At 70.3% G+C, this 14,513-nt stretch carries 13 protein-coding genes; 4 read left to right on the top strand and 9 right to left on the bottom strand.

What is annotated here, in order from left to right:
- Positions 1-45 precede the first annotated feature (45 nt).
- Positions 46-1,554: a serine/threonine-protein kinase gene (locus ABXJ52_RS09615; protein ID WP_367040940.1), complete on the top strand. Its 1,509-nt coding sequence runs from the start codon at positions 46-48 to the stop codon at positions 1,552-1,554.
- A 50-nt stretch (positions 1,555-1,604) separates the two neighbouring features.
- Here the strand turns inward: ABXJ52_RS09615 and ABXJ52_RS09620 are convergent, their stop codons facing one another.
- Positions 1,605-2,174, bottom strand: a complete 570-nt coding sequence (locus ABXJ52_RS09620; protein ID WP_367040942.1) for a dienelactone hydrolase family protein — start codon at positions 2,172-2,174, stop codon at positions 1,605-1,607.
- 30 nt (positions 2,175-2,204) lie between these two features.
- Between ABXJ52_RS09620 and ABXJ52_RS09625 the strand changes: the two genes are divergently transcribed.
- Positions 2,205-3,296 carry a mechanosensitive ion channel domain-containing protein gene (locus tag ABXJ52_RS09625; RefSeq protein WP_367040944.1) on the top strand — a complete coding sequence of 364 codons (1,092 nt, stop codon included), beginning with the start codon at positions 2,205-2,207 and terminating at the stop codon, positions 3,294-3,296.
- 24 nt (positions 3,297-3,320) lie between these two features.
- Here ABXJ52_RS09625 and ABXJ52_RS09630 read toward each other — a convergent pair whose 3' ends face one another.
- The 5 genes from ABXJ52_RS09630 to ABXJ52_RS09650 all read right to left on the bottom strand — a co-directional run bounded on the left by ABXJ52_RS09630 (position 3,321) and on the right by ABXJ52_RS09650 (position 8,108).
- Positions 3,321-4,910 (bottom strand): Na+/H+ antiporter, encoded by a 1,590-nt coding sequence (locus ABXJ52_RS09630; RefSeq protein WP_367040946.1) that lies wholly within the window; start codon positions 4,908-4,910, stop codon positions 3,321-3,323.
- A gap of 127 nt (positions 4,911-5,037) precedes the next feature.
- A complete protein-coding gene (locus tag ABXJ52_RS09635) occupies positions 5,038-5,508 on the bottom strand; it encodes a GNAT family N-acetyltransferase (RefSeq protein ID WP_367040948.1) in 471 nt (156 codons plus the stop codon).
- Positions 5,505-6,446 (bottom strand): RluA family pseudouridine synthase, encoded by a 942-nt coding sequence (locus tag ABXJ52_RS09640; RefSeq protein WP_367040950.1) that lies wholly within the window; start codon positions 6,444-6,446, stop codon positions 5,505-5,507. The genes ABXJ52_RS09635 and ABXJ52_RS09640 overlap by 4 nt, the downstream gene beginning before the upstream one ends.
- Before the next feature lie 60 nt (positions 6,447-6,506).
- Positions 6,507-7,130: a signal peptidase II gene (gene lspA, locus ABXJ52_RS09645; RefSeq protein ID WP_367040952.1), complete on the bottom strand. Its 624-nt coding sequence runs from the start codon at positions 7,128-7,130 to the stop codon at positions 6,507-6,509.
- A 78-nt stretch (positions 7,131-7,208) separates the two neighbouring features.
- Complete coding sequence (locus ABXJ52_RS09650; RefSeq protein WP_367040954.1) at positions 7,209-8,108, bottom strand: TraR/DksA C4-type zinc finger protein; 900 nt, start codon at positions 8,106-8,108, stop codon at positions 7,209-7,211.
- A gap of 306 nt (positions 8,109-8,414) precedes the next feature.
- On the opposite strand from ABXJ52_RS09650, the gene ABXJ52_RS09655 reads away from it, so the two are divergent.
- Together ABXJ52_RS09655 and ileS are read left to right on the top strand one after the other, a co-directional pair.
- Positions 8,415-8,606, top strand: a complete 192-nt coding sequence (locus ABXJ52_RS09655) for a DUF1059 domain-containing protein (RefSeq protein WP_367040956.1) — start codon at positions 8,415-8,417, stop codon at positions 8,604-8,606.
- Between the two features lie 361 nt (positions 8,607-8,967).
- The gene (gene ileS, locus ABXJ52_RS09660; protein ID WP_367048928.1) at positions 8,968-12,108 is read left to right on the top strand and encodes an isoleucine--tRNA ligase; all 3,141 of its coding nucleotides are present in this window, start codon (positions 8,968-8,970) and stop codon (positions 12,106-12,108) included.
- Positions 12,109-12,261: 153 nt separating this feature from the next.
- Here ileS and ABXJ52_RS09665 read toward each other — a convergent pair whose 3' ends face one another.
- The 3 genes from ABXJ52_RS09665 to sepF all read right to left on the bottom strand — a co-directional run bounded on the left by ABXJ52_RS09665 (position 12,262) and on the right by sepF (position 14,409).
- A complete protein-coding gene (locus ABXJ52_RS09665; RefSeq protein WP_367040958.1) occupies positions 12,262-13,356 on the bottom strand; it encodes a DivIVA domain-containing protein in 1,095 nt (364 codons plus the stop codon).
- 46 nt (positions 13,357-13,402) lie between these two features.
- Positions 13,403-13,693 (bottom strand): YggT family protein, encoded by a 291-nt coding sequence (locus ABXJ52_RS09670; RefSeq protein ID WP_160504525.1) that lies wholly within the window; start codon positions 13,691-13,693, stop codon positions 13,403-13,405.
- 71 nt (positions 13,694-13,764) lie between these two features.
- Complete coding sequence (sepF, locus tag ABXJ52_RS09675; protein WP_367040961.1) at positions 13,765-14,409, bottom strand: cell division protein SepF; 645 nt, start codon at positions 14,407-14,409, stop codon at positions 13,765-13,767.
- Positions 14,410-14,513 lie beyond the last annotated feature (104 nt).

Raw genomic sequence — 14,513 nt, forward strand, 5'->3', positions numbered from 1 at the left:
CCGACCCGGGTCACGCCCGTCGCCGACGCCCCTTACCCTAACGACATGAGTGGCCAGGGGGACGTGGTGGACGGGCGCTTCGAGCTGCTGGAGCGGCTCGGCAGCGGCGGTATGGGCACGGTGTGGCGAGCGCGTGACACCGTGCTGCACCGCGAGGTGGCCATCAAGGAGGTGCGGCCCGCCGCACGGGAGCTGACGGGCGAGCAGTCACGCGTCCTGCGGGAGCGCGTGCTGCGCGAGGCCAGGGCGCTGGCCCGGCTCAACCACCCGCACGTGGTGACGATCCACCACATCGTGGACACGGGCCCGCACCCCTGGCTGGTGATGGAGCTGCTGCCGGGACGCACGCTCCAAGACCTCCTGGAACAGGGCACGTTGACGCCGCGCGAGGCGGCACGCATCGGCCGCGAGCTGCTCTCGGCGCTGCGCGTCGCCCACGCGGCGGGCATCCTGCACCGGGACGTGAAGCCCGCCAACATCCTGCTGCGGGGCGAGACCTCCGGCGGCCAAGGCCCCTCCGTGGTCCTCACGGACTTCGGCATCGCCACGCTCCTGGGCTCCACGCAGCTCACCGCGACCGGCGACCTGATCGGCTCACCCGAGTACATGGCGCCCGAGCGCATCCGCGGCACGGACCAGGGCCCGGCGGCCGACCTCTGGTCACTCGGCCTCGTCCTGTACCTCGCCATGGAGGGCGTCAGCCCGCTGCGCCGCGCCACGACGCTCGCCACGCTCGCCGCCGTGCTCGACGAGCCCGTGCCGCCGCCGACGCGCTCGGGGGCGCTCACCCCGGTCCTGAACGCCCTCCTGGTGCGCGACCCGGCGCTGCGCCCGGACGCGGAGCGCCTGGACGCCATGCTCGCCGCGGTGGCGAGCGGCGTCTCCTGGCAGCCGACGGAGACCTCCGACCGGCCGGCGCTCCCGGTGGAGCCGCCGCCCGCCGAGCCCCGACGACGTACGCCGGTGCTCCTCGCGGTGGTCGCCGTGGTGCTCGCCCTGGTGGCCGGCGCCGCGCTGGTGCTCGCCCTGCGGGGCGGGTCGGGGACGGGCGGGGCGGAGGGCAAGGGCGGCGCCTCCGCGGAGGCTTCGTCCAAGGCTTCGTCGGAGCCCGTCAAGGCGTCCAAGAGCCCTGAGACGGGCAGGAGTTCGGCGCCGGGCAAGAATCCGGACCCGGGCAGGAGCCCGACCACGGCACCCGAGTCATCGCCCGGCGTCCCGCCCGCTGCGGGCAGCTGGATCGCCCAGCTCCACTCCGAGCCCGTCGGCACGGGCGCGGATACCCGCGACCGCAGGCTCGCTGTCGTGCGCAAGGACGTGCCGGAGGCGCGGTATCTGCGCAGTGACGACTACGCGTCGCTGCGACCGGGCTACTGGGTGATCTACGCTCGCGGGCCCTTCGCGGACGGCCGTGCCGCCCTGCGGTTCTGCGCCGAGCGCGGCAGGACCACCGACAAGGAGTGCGCCGGGCGGTATCTCAGCTCCAGCAGCGACGACTTCGGCCTGATCTGCAAGCCGCCCGCGAGCGCTCCGGTGGGCCGGTGCACGCGGGCGTGAGGGTCACCGGGTGACCTGCACGCGCGCGTGAGGGCCCACCGAGTGACCGGTCAGAGGGATTCCAGGAAGCCGATCGCCGTCCGCCACGTCGCCTCGGCCGCCTCCGCGTCGAAGTCGTCGAGATCGGGGTCGGTGTAGATGTGTCCGGCTCCGGCGTAGCGGTAGACCTCGACGTCGGCGCCCGCGCGCCCCATCTGGAGGTACCACGCGCTCAGCCAGTCGTCCGTCTCGAACGGATCCGGCTCGGCGACGTGCAGCTGCACCGGCAGCTCGTCCGCCGTCGTGTTCTCCGCGATGTCGGACGTGCCGTGCAGGAGAAGCAGCCCGCGCGCCTTGTCGTCGCCGAGGGCGAGGGTCTGCGCGGTGGCGGCGCCGAGCGAGAACCCGGCATAGACCAGACCCCGCTCGGAGTAGGGCGCGGAGGCCAGAATCGCCCGCTTCAGGAGCTCGTCCTTGCCGAGCTCGTCCTTGAAGGCCATGCCTTCCTCGACGGTGTCGAAGGTGCGCCCGTCGAAGAGGTCGGGCGTCCACACCTCGTGTCCTTCCGCGCGCAGCCGGTCGGCCGCCGCGTGCACCGCGGGCCGCAGCCCGTACGTCGAGTGGAAAAGCATGATGTTCATGAGGCCATCGTGCCACCTACCCTCGGGGGCATGGAGAACGTACTGCGTCCGTTGATCGTGGTCGGCGGCTCGGTCGTGCTCACGCTGGCCGTGGGATGGCTGGCCGATGTGCTGCTGCGCCGGGCCGACGACCGTCACCCCGACAACCCCCTGTGGGGCCTGCTGCGCCGCTGCAGGCTGCCGCTCCAACTCGTCATGTGCGCCACCTTGTTGCGCGGCTCCTTCGGGCAGGCCAAGATCGCCGAGGACCATTCGGCGGGCATCGGCCAGACCCTGACCCTCGTGCTCATCGGCTCGGTGGCCTGGCTCCTGGTCCGCATCGCGACCGCCATCGTCGAGGCCACCTACGCCCAGTACGCCAACGCCCACCGCGATCCGGCCCGCGTCCGCAGGGTGCGTACGCAGGTCACCCTCATCCAGCGGGTGGTCACCGCGATCGTCGGTGTGGTGGCCGTCGGGGCGATGCTCCTCACGTTCCCCGCCATGCAGGCGGCCGGGACGTCCCTGCTCGCGTCGGCCGGCGTACTCGGCATCGTCGCGGGCGTCGCGGCCCAGTCCACCCTCGCCAATCTCTTCGCTGGGCTGCAGATCGCGTTCGGCGACATGGTGCGGATCGGCGACACGGTCGTCGTGGACGGCGAGTGGGGCACGATCGACGAGATCACGCTGACCTTCCTTGCCGTACGGACCTGGGACGAGCGCCGGATCACGATGCCGGTCTCGTACTTCGTGTCGAAGCCCTTCGAGAACTGGTCGCGCGGCGGCTCCCAGATGACCGGCACGGTCTTCTTCCAGCTGGACCACTCCGCGCCCATCACCGAGATGCGCGAGAAGCTCCAGGACATCCTGCGCGAGTGCGCGGCCTGGGACGGCAGGGACTGGGGCCTAGCGGTCACGGACACGACGCCGAACACGATCGAGGTCCGCGCCCTGGTCACCGCCAAGGACGCGGACGACATCTGGACGGTGCGGGTGACGGTGCGCGAGCATCTGGTCCGCTGGCTGACCGACCACCACGCGTACGCGCTGCCGAAGGTCTCCACGGCCTGGGCCGAGCTGCCGCCGGACGACGACCATCCGCATCCGCCCCCGCCGATCGTGCCGCGCACGGGCCGGGGCTGAACCCGCGGGCCTGGTGGGCCTCTCTCAGGACCGCAGGCTGCGTACGTCCAGCTGGTGCAGGACCCGGTCGACGATCTCCGGATCGGCGCCGGGTTCGCTGCGCGCGGCGAGGATCTCGTGACGGGCGGCCGACATCATGTCGCGCTGGATGCGCTGGACCGCCTTGAGCCGGTCGGCGCGCTTGGAGTACCGCTCGCGCCGCTCGTCGTCGACGATGTCGGGGCTGATCCTGGCCCCGATGTCGAAGGCCCCGCGCAGCAGCCGCTCGGAGAGGTCCTCCGGCAGCTCCTCGACCTCCTCGATCTCCTTGAGGCGGCGCTTGGCCGCCTTGGCCGCCCGGATGGCGAGGTCCCGCTCGACGGCCCGCTCGGCGTCGGTGTCCGCACGCACCCCGAGCTTCTTCACCAGCCAGGGCAGCGTGAGCCCCTGGACGACGAGGGTGGCCATGATCACACAGAAGGCGATGAAGATGATCTCGTCGCGGGCCGGGAAGGGGTCGCCGTTCTCCATCTTGAGCGGAATGGCCAGGGCGAGGGCCACGGAGGCCACTCCGCGCATCCCGGACCACCACATGACGACGGTCTCGCGCCAGGTCGTCGGGATCTCCTCGTCGACGTCCCGCAGCTTGTGCAGCCGCTTGGCGAGCCAGGTCGCGGGCAGCAGCCACAGCAGTCGTACGCCGACGACGACCGCGACGACCGCCGCGCCCCAGCCGAGCATCTGCATCTCACGGCCGCTCGCCGTGCCGAAGACGTTGTGCAGTTCGAGCCCGATGAGCCCGAAGGCGACACCGGTGACCAGGGTGTCGACGATCTGCCAGAAGGTCTGCCCGGTGATCCGGCCGAGCACGTCGTCGGCGTCCGCGCTGTGCTCCGCGAGATAGAGCGCGGTCGTCAGTACGGCGAGCACACCGGAGCCGAGCAGCTCCTCGGCCAGCACGTAGCTCACGAAGGGCACGAGCAGCGTCAGGCCGGTCTGCAGGGTGGCATCGCCGAGCAGCCCCATGAGCTTGTTGGTGACCCAGCCGAGCGCGAATCCCACGGCGACGGCGACCACTCCGGAGAGCACCAGCTGCCCCACCGCGGACGGCCACGAGAACGTCCCGCTGATCGTCGCCGCGATCGCAACGTGGTAGAGCACGATCGCCGTGACGTCGTTGAAGAGCCCCTCACCCTCCAGGATCGACACGAGCCGCCGCGGCAGCCCGAGCGACCCGGCGACGGCCGTCGCTGCGACCGGGTCGGGCGGCGCCACGAGCGCGCCGAGCGCCACGGCAGCGGCGATCGGAAGCCCGGGGACCACCGAGTTGGCGATGGCGGCGACCGCGGCGGTCGTCACGAAGACCAGGGCCACGGCGAGCAGGAAGATGGGGCGTCTGTTGGCCGTGAACTGCCGCCAGGAGGTGCGCTGGACGGCCGCGTACAGCAAGGGCGGCAGCACCAGCGGGAGGATGTAGTCCGGCGGGATCTCGATGTTCGGCACCCAGCTGACGAACGCGAGCGCGATCCCGGCCAGCGTCATGAGGACGGGCGCGGGCAGCCCGAGCCGCTCCCCGAGCGGCACCGTCACCACGGCCCCGAGCAAGAGAATGAGCAGCAGCGCCAGCTGGTCCACGGTGCGCCCTCCGGCGGTTTCGAGGCGGTTCGAAGGAGTTCGGGTCGAAGGTGTCCGAGACTCGGACGATCAAGACCTCAACCCTGCCACGCGTTCCCCCCGAACCGGCTCAACGCCGGTTGCGCCGCTAGCCCAGCGCCTTGCGCATCGCACGGTGCGGGATGCCCGCGTCCGGGAACTCGGGGCCGTACACCTCGTATCCCAGACGTTCGTAGAACCCCAGGGCATGCGTCTGCGCGTGCAGGTCCACGGCGGTGAGGCCACGCGCGCGTGCCGCGTCCTCTATCGCCCGCACCAGGGCGGCTCCCACACCGAGGCCGCGCGCGGCCTTGGCCACCGCGAGCCGGCCGAGCGCGCCCACCTCGGCGTCGCCGCCGTTCTTGGCCGCGGCCGCCTCGCCGGTGAGCAGCCGGCCCGTGCCCAGCGGAAGACCGTCGTCGCGGACCGCGATGACGTGCACCGCGTCGGCGTCGTACGCGTCGTACTCGAGGTCCTCGGGGACCTGCTGCTCCACGACGAAGACTTCCTTGCGGACCGCGAAGCAGGCCTCCAGGTCGTCGGGCTCGACCGCGACCCGGCAGGTGACCTTGGCGCTCATGAGCTCTCCGCCCGCACCCGGTCCAGCGCCTGCTGGAGGTCGTCGGGGTAGGTGCTCTCGAACTCCACCCACTGGCCGTCCCCGGGGTGCTCGAAGCCGAGCCGCACGGCGTGCAGCCACTGGCGCGTGAGACCGAGCCGCTTGCCGAGGGTCGGGTCCGCGCCGTACGTCAGGTCGCCCACGCACGGGTGGCGGTGGGCCGCCATGTGCACGCGGATCTGGTGCGTGCGGCCCGTCTCCAGCTTGATGTCGAGCAGCGAGGCCGCCCGGAACGCCTCGATGAGGTCGTAGTGCGTGACGGAGGGCTTGCCCTCGGCCGTGACCGCCCACTTGTAGTCGTGGTTCGGGTGGCGGCCGATGGGGGCGTCGATCGTGCCGCTCATCGGGTCGGGGTGGCCCTGCACGAGCGCGTTGTAGCGCTTGTCGACCGTGCGCTCCTTGAACTGCCGCTTCAGGGAGGTGTACGCGCGCTCGGACTTGGCGACCACCATAAGACCGGAGGTGCCCACGTCGAGGCGGTGCACGATGCCCTGGCGCTCGGCGGCACCGGAGGTCGAGATGCGGTACCCGGCGGCCGCGAGGCCGCCGATCACCGTGGTGCCACTCCAGCCGGGGCTCGGATGCGCGGCCACGCCCACCGGCTTGACGATCACGAGGATGTCGTCGTCGTCATGGATGATCTCCATGCCCTCGACGGGCTCGGCGACGATCTGCACCGGAGCGGGCGCCTGCGGCATCTCCACCTCCAGCCAGGCGCCGCCGTGCACACGCTCGGACTTGCCGACCACGCTGCCGTCGACCATCACCTTGCCTGCCGCCGCCAGCTCGGCGGCCTTCGTGCGGGAAAAACCGAACATGCGGGAGATGGCGGCGTCGACGCGCTCGCCCTCCAGGCCGTCCGGCACGGGCAGGGTACGGATCTCGGGAATCGTGCTCACCCATTGAGTATGCAGGAGGCCGCTGACACTCCCGCACCGCGAGCCCCTCGCCCCGAGCGCTCAGTCCTTGTGGACGGTCCCGTCCGGGTCCAGGCCGCGGAAGGACAGGATCACGATCAGGAAGCCGCCGCACACGATCGCCGAGTCCGCGAGGTTGAACACCGCGAAGCCCTTCGGCGCGATGAAGTCGACCACCGCTCCCTCGAACACTCCGGGGGCACGGAAGATCCGGTCGGTGAGGTTCCCGAGGGCTCCGCCGAGCAGCATGCCGAGCGCGATCGCCCACGGCAGGCTGTAGAGCTTGCGGGCCAGCCGGGCGATCACCACGATCACCGCGGCCGCGATGAAGGTGAAGATCACGGTGAACGCCTCGCCCATGCCGAAGGCCGCGCCCGCGTTCCGGATGGCGTTGAACTGCAGCAGGTCCCCGATGACCTCGATCGGCTCGTGGTGCTCGAGCTTGGCGACGACGATCATCTTGCTGACGAGGTCCAGGGCGTACGCGAACGCGGCCACCGCGAACAGGGCCAGGAGCTTGCGCTTGCCCTTGGGCCGCTGCTCGTCCGGCGAGACCTGCTCGTCCTGCCCCGCCGCGTCGCCGGAGCCCGGGGCGGAGCGCTCCGGCTCGGCCCCAGCCGCCTCAGGGTTGTCCGGCGTACCGATGATGCGCTCCGCCTCTGCCACGTGAGTCCCTCAACCTAGGTACCTGACTGGGGACGAGGGTACGGCACACACGTACGGCACCAGGTGGTCAGGCCGTGTTCAGTAGCGCCGTTCCTGCTTCTGCTTGCAGTCCATGCACAGGGTCGCCCGGGGGAAGGCCTGCATCCGCGCCTTGCCGACGGGATTGCCGCAGTTCTCGCAGATGCCGTACGTCCCTGCGTCGAGACGCTCCAGGGCGCGCTCGGTCTGTTCGAGCATCTCGCGCGCGTTGGCGGCCAGCGACATCTCGTGTTCCCGGGTGATGTTCTTCGTGCCGGTGTCCGCGTCGTCGTCGCCGGCGCCGTCCCCGGAGTCGCGCATCAGGCCCGCCAGGGCGTCCTCGGAGGAAGTGATCTCGCTGCCGAGCCGCAGCGCCTCGCTCTGGAGCTCCGCACGGGCCTCCTCGACCTCCTCCGGGGTCCAGGGGTCCTCGCCGGGGCGGACCGCGAGCTCACCGGGCTCCGCCGCCGCGACACGCGCCTTGGGCACCGCCGTCGGCTTCTTGGCCGCCGTCGCCGTGCCCGGAGTCTTCTTCGTGACCACTGTCGTGGCTCCCGTCGTCTCCGCGGCCTGAGCCGCGCCCTCGGCCACTGTCGCAGCCGTCTTCTTGGCCGTGCTCTTCTTGCCGGCTGCCTTCTTGGCAACTGTCTTCTTGGCCGCGCTCTTCTTCGCCACGGGGGCCTTCTTCGCCGCGGGAGCCTTCTTCGCGGCGGCGGCTTCCTGGGTCGCGTCGTCCGCGGCCCCGGCCTCCGACTTCTTGCCGATGTCGGCGACCTTGGCGACCGCCTTCTTCGCCACGGCCTTCTTGACGGCTGCCTTCTTCGCCACGGCCTTCTTGGCGGCGGTCTTCGTGGCGGCGGTCTTCTTGGCCGCGGTCTTCTTCGCAGCCGTCTTCTTGGTGGCCGCGCCCGTGGATCTGCCTGACGCCGAATGCTGTACGGCGGTCTTCTTCGCCACCATGGCCGCGGCCCCTTCACATTTTGTGATCTTGCACGCGCAATCGTGCTGGGACGATAAATCGACTCAGGGTCCGCGGCAACGGGGCACGCCGCTCGATACGCCCGCCCCACGGGTGCCGCGCGGCGAGCATGCATGCGTTGTGCCCAGCTCCCAGCCCGGTAATCCGCCCGCCATGACGGGCCGGGAGACGGACGCCGCGCATGTCGCCATTCGGGTCAGCCCCGGTGGCCTCGACGGCTCCGGGCCCGAGCCCGTATCCAGGCCCCGAACAGGCATAAACTGGTGCATGACCAGAGAAGGTGCGTCATGCGCAAGACAGCCGACTGCCGAGAATTCCCGAGCGAGACGAACTGCACCCTCGCGATCTCCGGCGAGGAGGAGGAAGTGGTCCGCGCCGCCAGCGAGCACGCCGTGTCGGTACACGGTCACACCGACAGCGCGGAGCTGCGGAAGATGGTCCGCGACTCCCTCCGTGACGAGGTCCCCCAGCACGCCTGAGGCCCCCGCCCGCCGCCCCGAAAACCGGTCGGCCCCGCCCGCCCCCGCCCCGTACACTGGGCACAGCGAGAAGCGTGGATGGGGACGAGTAGCGGCGTACGCGGCCATGAGCGACCCGGGGACGGTGTGAGCCCGGGGGCAGGCGCGACGCGAAGATCACCCCGGAGCCGCCGGAAGAAAGCCGAAGCCCCAGGCAGCGGCCAGTAGACCCGGCATCGCGACCCCAATGAGGGGGCTTTCCCGTGCGCCACCCGCGCACGGAGGGCCAAGGAGGGTGGTACCGCGGGAGCACGACAAGGGCTCTCGTCCCTCCGACGGAACGAAATCGTCCGCCGGAGGAAGCGCGTTGAACACGCAGCCGTTGCACACGCAGCCGCAGTACCGCCAGGTGCCCGCCCAGGTCGACCTGCCCGCCCTCGAGCACGCCGTGCTCGACTTCTGGCGCGAGCAGAAGATCTTCGCCAAGAGCCTGGAGCAGTCCGAGGGCCGCCCCGAGTGGGTGTTCTACGAAGGTCCGCCCACCGCCAACGGCATGCCGGGCGCCCACCACATCGAGGCCCGCGTCTTCAAGGACGTCTTCCCGCGCTTTCGCACCATGCGGGGCTATCACGTCGCCCGCAAGGCCGGCTGGGACTGCCACGGCCTCCCCGTGGAGCTCGCGGTCGAGAAGGAGCTCGGGTTCAACGGCAAGAAGGACATCGAGGCGTACGGCATCGCCGAGTTCAACGCCAAGTGCCGCGAGTCCGTCACCCGGCACACCGACGCCTTCGCCGACCTCACGACCCGCATGGGCTACTGGGTCGACCTCGACGACGCGTACCGCACAATGAACCCCGAGTACGTCGACTCCGTCTGGTGGTCCCTGAAGGAGATCTTCAACAAGGACCTCCTGGTCCAGGACCACCGCGTCGCCCCCTGGTGCCCGCGCTGCGGCACGGGCCTGTCCGACCACGAGCTGGCGCAGGGCTACGAGACGGTCGTCGACCCGTCCGTCTTCGTCCGTTTCCCGCTCACCGGCGGCCCGCTGGCGGGCGAGGCGGCCCTCCTGGTGTGGACGACCACCCCGTGGACCCTCGTCTCCAACACCGCGGTCGCCGCGCACCCCGACGTCACGTACGTCGTCGCGACGAACGGTGAGGAGAAGCTCGTCGTCGCCGAGCCGCTCGTCGAGAAGGCCCTCGGCGAGGGCTGGGAGACCACGGGCCAGATGTTCACCGGCGCCGAGATGGAGCGCTGGACCTACCAGCGTCCCTTCGAGCTCGTGGAGTTCCCGGCACCGGCCCACTTCGTGGTGAACGCCGAGTACGTGACCACCGAGGACGGCACCGGTCTGGTCCACCAGTCCCCCGCCTTCGGTGAGGACGACCTCAAGGTCTGCCGCGCCTACGGCCTCCCGGTCGTGAACCCGGTGCGCCCCGACGGCACCTTCGAGGAGGACGTCCCGCTGGTAGGCGGCGTCTTCTTCAAGAAGGCCGACGAAAAGCTCACCGAGGACCTCCAGGACCGCGGTCTGCTCTTCCGGCACATCCCGTACGAGCACAGCTATCCGCACTGCTGGCGCTGCCACACCGCGCTCCTCTACTACGCGCAGCCGTCCTGGTACATCCGCACGACGGCCATCAAGGACCGCCTCCTCCAGGAGAACGAGAAGACCAACTGGTTCCCCGACTCGGTCAAGCACGGCCGCTTCGGCGACTGGCTCACCAACAACGTCGACTGGGCGCTGTCCCGCAACCGCTACTGGGGCACCCCGCTGCCCATCTGGCGCTGCGAGGAAGGCCACTTGACGTGCGTCGGCTCGCGCGCCGAGCTCTCCGACCTGACGGGCACCGACCAGTCGGAGCTCGACCCGCACCGCCCGTACATCGACGCGGTCACCTTCCCCTGCCCGACCTGCCAGGAGACCGCCACGCGCGTCCCCGAGGTCATCGACGCCTGGTACGACTCCGGTTCGATGCCGTTCGCGCAGTGGGGATACCCGCACAAGAACAAGGAGCTCTTCGAGAGCCGCTACCCCGCGCAGTTCATCTCGGAGGCCATCGACCAGACCCGCGGCTGGTTTTACACGATGATGGCCGTCGGCACCCTGGTCTTCGACAAGTCGAGTTACGAGAACGTCGTCTGCCTCGGCCACATCCTCGCCGAGGACGGCCGCAAGATGTCCAAGCACCTGGGCAACATCCTGGAGCCGATCCAGCTGATGGACCAGCACGGCGCCGACGCGGTGCGCTGGTTCATGGCGGCCGGCGGCTCCCCGTGGGCGGCACGCCGCGTGGGCCACGGCACCATCCAGGAGGTCGTCCGCAAGACGCTCCTCACGTACTGGAACACGGTCGCCTTCCAGGCCCTGTACGCACGCACGTCGAAGTGGGCCCCCAGCGACGCCGACCCGGCGCCCGCCGACCGCCCGCTCCTCGACCGCTGGCTGCTCAGCGAGCTGCACGCGCTCACCGACCAGGTCACGCAGTCCCTGGAGGGCTACGACACCCAGCGCGCGGGCAAGCTCCTGTCCACGTTCGTCGACAACCTCTCGAACTGGTACGTACGCCGTTCCCGCCGCCGCTTCTGGCAGGGCGACAAGGCGGCCCTGCGCACCCTGCACGAGGTCCTGGAGACGGTCACGCGTCTCATGGCCCCGCTGACGCCGTTCATCGCGGAGCGCGTCTGGCAGGACCTGGTGGTGCCGGTCACCCCGGACGCCCCGGAGTCGGTCCACCTGACGTCCTGGCCCGAGCCCGACCTGTCGGCGATCGACCCTGAGCTGTCGAAGCAGATGGTCCTCGTGCGCCGCCTGGTGGAGCTGGGCCGCGCCACGCGCGCGGAGTCGGGCGTCAAGACCCGCCAGCCGCTGTCGCGCGCGCTGATCGCCGCCACGGGCTTCGAGACGCTCAACCCGGAGCTGCACGCGCAGATCACCGAGGAGCTCAACGTCTCCTCGCTCGCGTCGCTCTCCGAGGTCGGCGGCTCACTGGTCGACACGACGGCGAAGGCCAACTTCCGCGCGCTGGGCAAGCGGTTCGGCAAGGGCGTCCAGGCGGTCGCCAAGGCCGTCGCCGACGCCGACGCGGCCGCGCTGTCCCTGGCGCTGCGCGAGGGCACGGCGTCGGTCGAGGTCGACGGCGAGAAGGTGACGCTGGCCCCGGACGAGGTCATCATCACGGAGACCCCGCGCGAGGGCTGGTCGGTGGCCTCCGACTCCGGCGCCACGGTCGCCCTCGACCTGGAGATCACCGAGGAGCTGCGCCGGGCGGGCCTGGCCCGTGACGCGATCCGCATGATCCAGGAGGCCCGCAAGAACAGCGGCCTGGACGTCGCGGACCGGATCGCCCTGCGCTGGACCTCCACGGACCCGGTCATGATCACGGCCCTGTCCGACCACTCCGGCCTCATCGCGGACGAGGTCCTCGCCACGGACTTCGCCCAGGGCGAGGCCGACGAGGCGTACGGCGAGACGTTCACGGACGAGTCCCTGGCGCTCACGTTCCGCCTCCGCAAGGCGTAGTCGGCCAGGAACCCCGAAGGCCCGGTCCCGCCGATGATCTCGGCGGGACCGGGCCTTCGGCTTTGCGTGCTGACACACAAAAGGGCGAGGCCCCCAGAAGAACTGGGGGCCTCGCCCTGAACGCTGCCGACGCCTACGGCGTGGAAACGGCCGTCAGTTGTCGTCCTCGTCGATGAGGAAGCCACGCATCGGCGACGGAGCCTGCTGCATGGGCTGCGGGGCCTGCGGCCGCACCGGCGCCATCGGCTGGGTCATCGCCGGCGACATCTGCTGCTGGCCGCCGTAGGACGGACCGGCGTTCTGCTGGTTGCCGCCCATGGACTGCTGGCCGCCGTACGACGGGGCGCCCGCACCGGCCGGTGCCATGGAAGGCGCCGGGGACGGCGGAAGGGAAGCCGTCGCCGGGGTCCGCGGCGGGGCCAGCGAGTCGTCGGCCTGGGTCTCCAGCTGACGGAGCTGCGACTCCAGGTAGGACTTCAGACGCGTGCGGTACTCGCGCTCGAAGCCACGCAGGTCCTCGACCTTGCGCTCCAGCGTGGCGCGGGCGGACTCCAGGGAGCCCATCGCGACGCGGTGCTTCTCCTGCGCGTCCCGCTCCAGGGCGTCGGCCTTGGCACGGGCGTCACGCTCGAGGCCCTCGGCGCGCGAGCGGGCCTCGCCGACGATCTTGTTGGCCTCGGAACGGGCCTCCGCGATCGCCTGGTCAGCGGTCTGCTGGGCGAGGGAGAGCACACGCGCGGCGCTGTCGCCGCCGGGGCCCTGGCCGGGCTGGGGCATCTGCGGACCGTGGCCGCCCATGGGACCACCCATGGGGCCGCCCATCGGACCGCCCTGGCCCATCGGGCCGGGGCCCTGCGGACCGCCCTGCGGGCCGTGCCCACTGGGTCCTGCGGGCAGCTGCGGCGCACCACCGGGCAGCTGGGGCGGACCGCCCATCTGCTGGTGCTGCGGGTGCTGCTGCGGCGGCACCGGCTGCGGACCCGATATTGCGGCGGGCACCGGGGCGCCGGGACCACGCTGGTCCTGCGGTTCCGGAGGCTTGCGCATGCCGCCCTGTTGCTGGTTCTGCGCGGCGGCGCGGGTGGCAGCGGCCAGTTTGGCGCGCAGGTCCTCGTTCTCGCGGAGCAAGCGAGTCAGTTCGGCTTCGACCTCATCGAGGAAGGCATCGACCTCGTCCTCGTCATAGCCTTCTCGGAGGCGGACGGTCGTGAACTGCTTGTTCCGCACGTCCTCGGGGGTCAACGGCATCTCTTCACCTCAACGTAGTCGTCGGCATTCGGCAAGACCGTATCGTTCACACAGACACCGACCTGACGACGGTGATCAGGATGTAGACGATGATCATCAGTACGAAGAAGGACAGGTCGAGCGCCACGCCCCCGAGACGCAGCGGCGGAATGAACCGCCGCAGAAGCTTGAGCGGTGGATCAGTGACAGTGTAGGTGGCCTCCAAAATGACCACCATCGCCTTGCCGGGTTGCCATGAGCGGGCGAACTGGAAGACGTAGTCCATGACCAACCGGAAGATCAGCACGATGAGGAAGCACATCAGCGCGATGTAAAGCACCTGCCAGACCACGCTCATGTTCGCGGTTCCCTCTCCCCTGTTACTTCGTGCTGCGTTTGCCGGTTCTGCGTTACTGCTTCACTCACGTCTCAGCTCTGGTTGAAGAACCCGCCCTCTGCGATGCGAGCCTTGTCCTCCGCCGTTACATCGACGTTAGCAGGCGACAACAGGAACACCTTCTGCGTCACTCGTTCAATGCTGCCATGGAGGCCGAAGACCAGACCGGCGGCAAAGTCGACAAGTCGCTTCGCATCGGTGTCGTCCATCTCGGTCAGATTCATGATCACCGGGGTGCCCTCGCGGAAGTGTTCCCCGATGGTACGGGCCTCGTTGTACGTCCGCGGGTGCAGCGTGGTGATGCGGTAGGGCTCCCGCTCGGACACGACCTTGGGCATGATCACCGGTGCGTTCTTCTCCAGGCTCTGGCGTTCAGGTGTGATGGATGCCACGGGGGCGATTCGTGCCGGACGTCCGGATTCCGCGGCCAGCGAAGCGGAATGGGCGACCGGTTCACGCTGTGCGGGGGGCTGTACCACTCGTACCGATTCGTCCCGATCTGACACGTGTGCCTGACGGGACTGGTGCGACTGGTGTGGCGGTTCATGCCGCCTGCGGTCCCGCTCGGGCTCCGGCTCGGGTTCGAACTCGTCATCGGGGTCGAACCCCGGACCGTCGTACCCATCGTCCTCCACGAGGCCGAGGTAGACCGCCATCTTGCGCATCGCGCCGGCCATGCTCTGAGTCCTCCGCTCTGTGGTGGATCGGCTGTCGTCACCAACTGCCCGCGATCCACGAGGTCTCCCCGCCCAACAGCGAGAATGACCATATTTTCTGCTGT

It is taken from the genome of Streptomyces sp. Je 1-332, assembly GCF_040730185.1.
GTDB lineage: Bacteria > Actinomycetota > Actinomycetes > Streptomycetales > Streptomycetaceae > Streptomyces.

Coding starts and splice junctions, on each gene's coding strand:
- ABXJ52_RS09665 (WP_367040958.1), bottom strand. CDS start 13,356: ATGCCGTTGACCCCCGAGGACGTGCGGAACAAGCAGTTCACGACCGTC.
- ABXJ52_RS09655 (WP_367040956.1), top strand. CDS start 8,415: ATGCGCAAGACAGCCGACTGCCGAGAATTCCCGAGCGAGACGAACTGC.
- ABXJ52_RS09635 (WP_367040948.1), bottom strand. CDS start 5,508: ATGAGCGCCAAGGTCACCTGCCGGGTCGCGGTCGAGCCCGACGACCTG.
- ABXJ52_RS09625 (WP_367040944.1), top strand. CDS start 2,205: ATGGAGAACGTACTGCGTCCGTTGATCGTGGTCGGCGGCTCGGTCGTG.
- ABXJ52_RS09650 (WP_367040954.1), bottom strand. CDS start 8,108: ATGGTGGCGAAGAAGACCGCCGTACAGCATTCGGCGTCAGGCAGATCC.
- ABXJ52_RS09670 (WP_160504525.1), bottom strand. CDS start 13,693: ATGAGCGTGGTCTGGCAGGTGCTTTACATCGCGCTGATGTGCTTCCTC.
- ABXJ52_RS09615 (WP_367040940.1), top strand. CDS start 46: ATGAGTGGCCAGGGGGACGTGGTGGACGGGCGCTTCGAGCTGCTGGAG.
- ABXJ52_RS09620 (WP_367040942.1), bottom strand. CDS start 2,174: ATGAACATCATGCTTTTCCACTCGACGTACGGGCTGCGGCCCGCGGTG.
- sepF (WP_367040961.1), bottom strand. CDS start 14,409: ATGGCCGGCGCGATGCGCAAGATGGCGGTCTACCTCGGCCTCGTGGAG.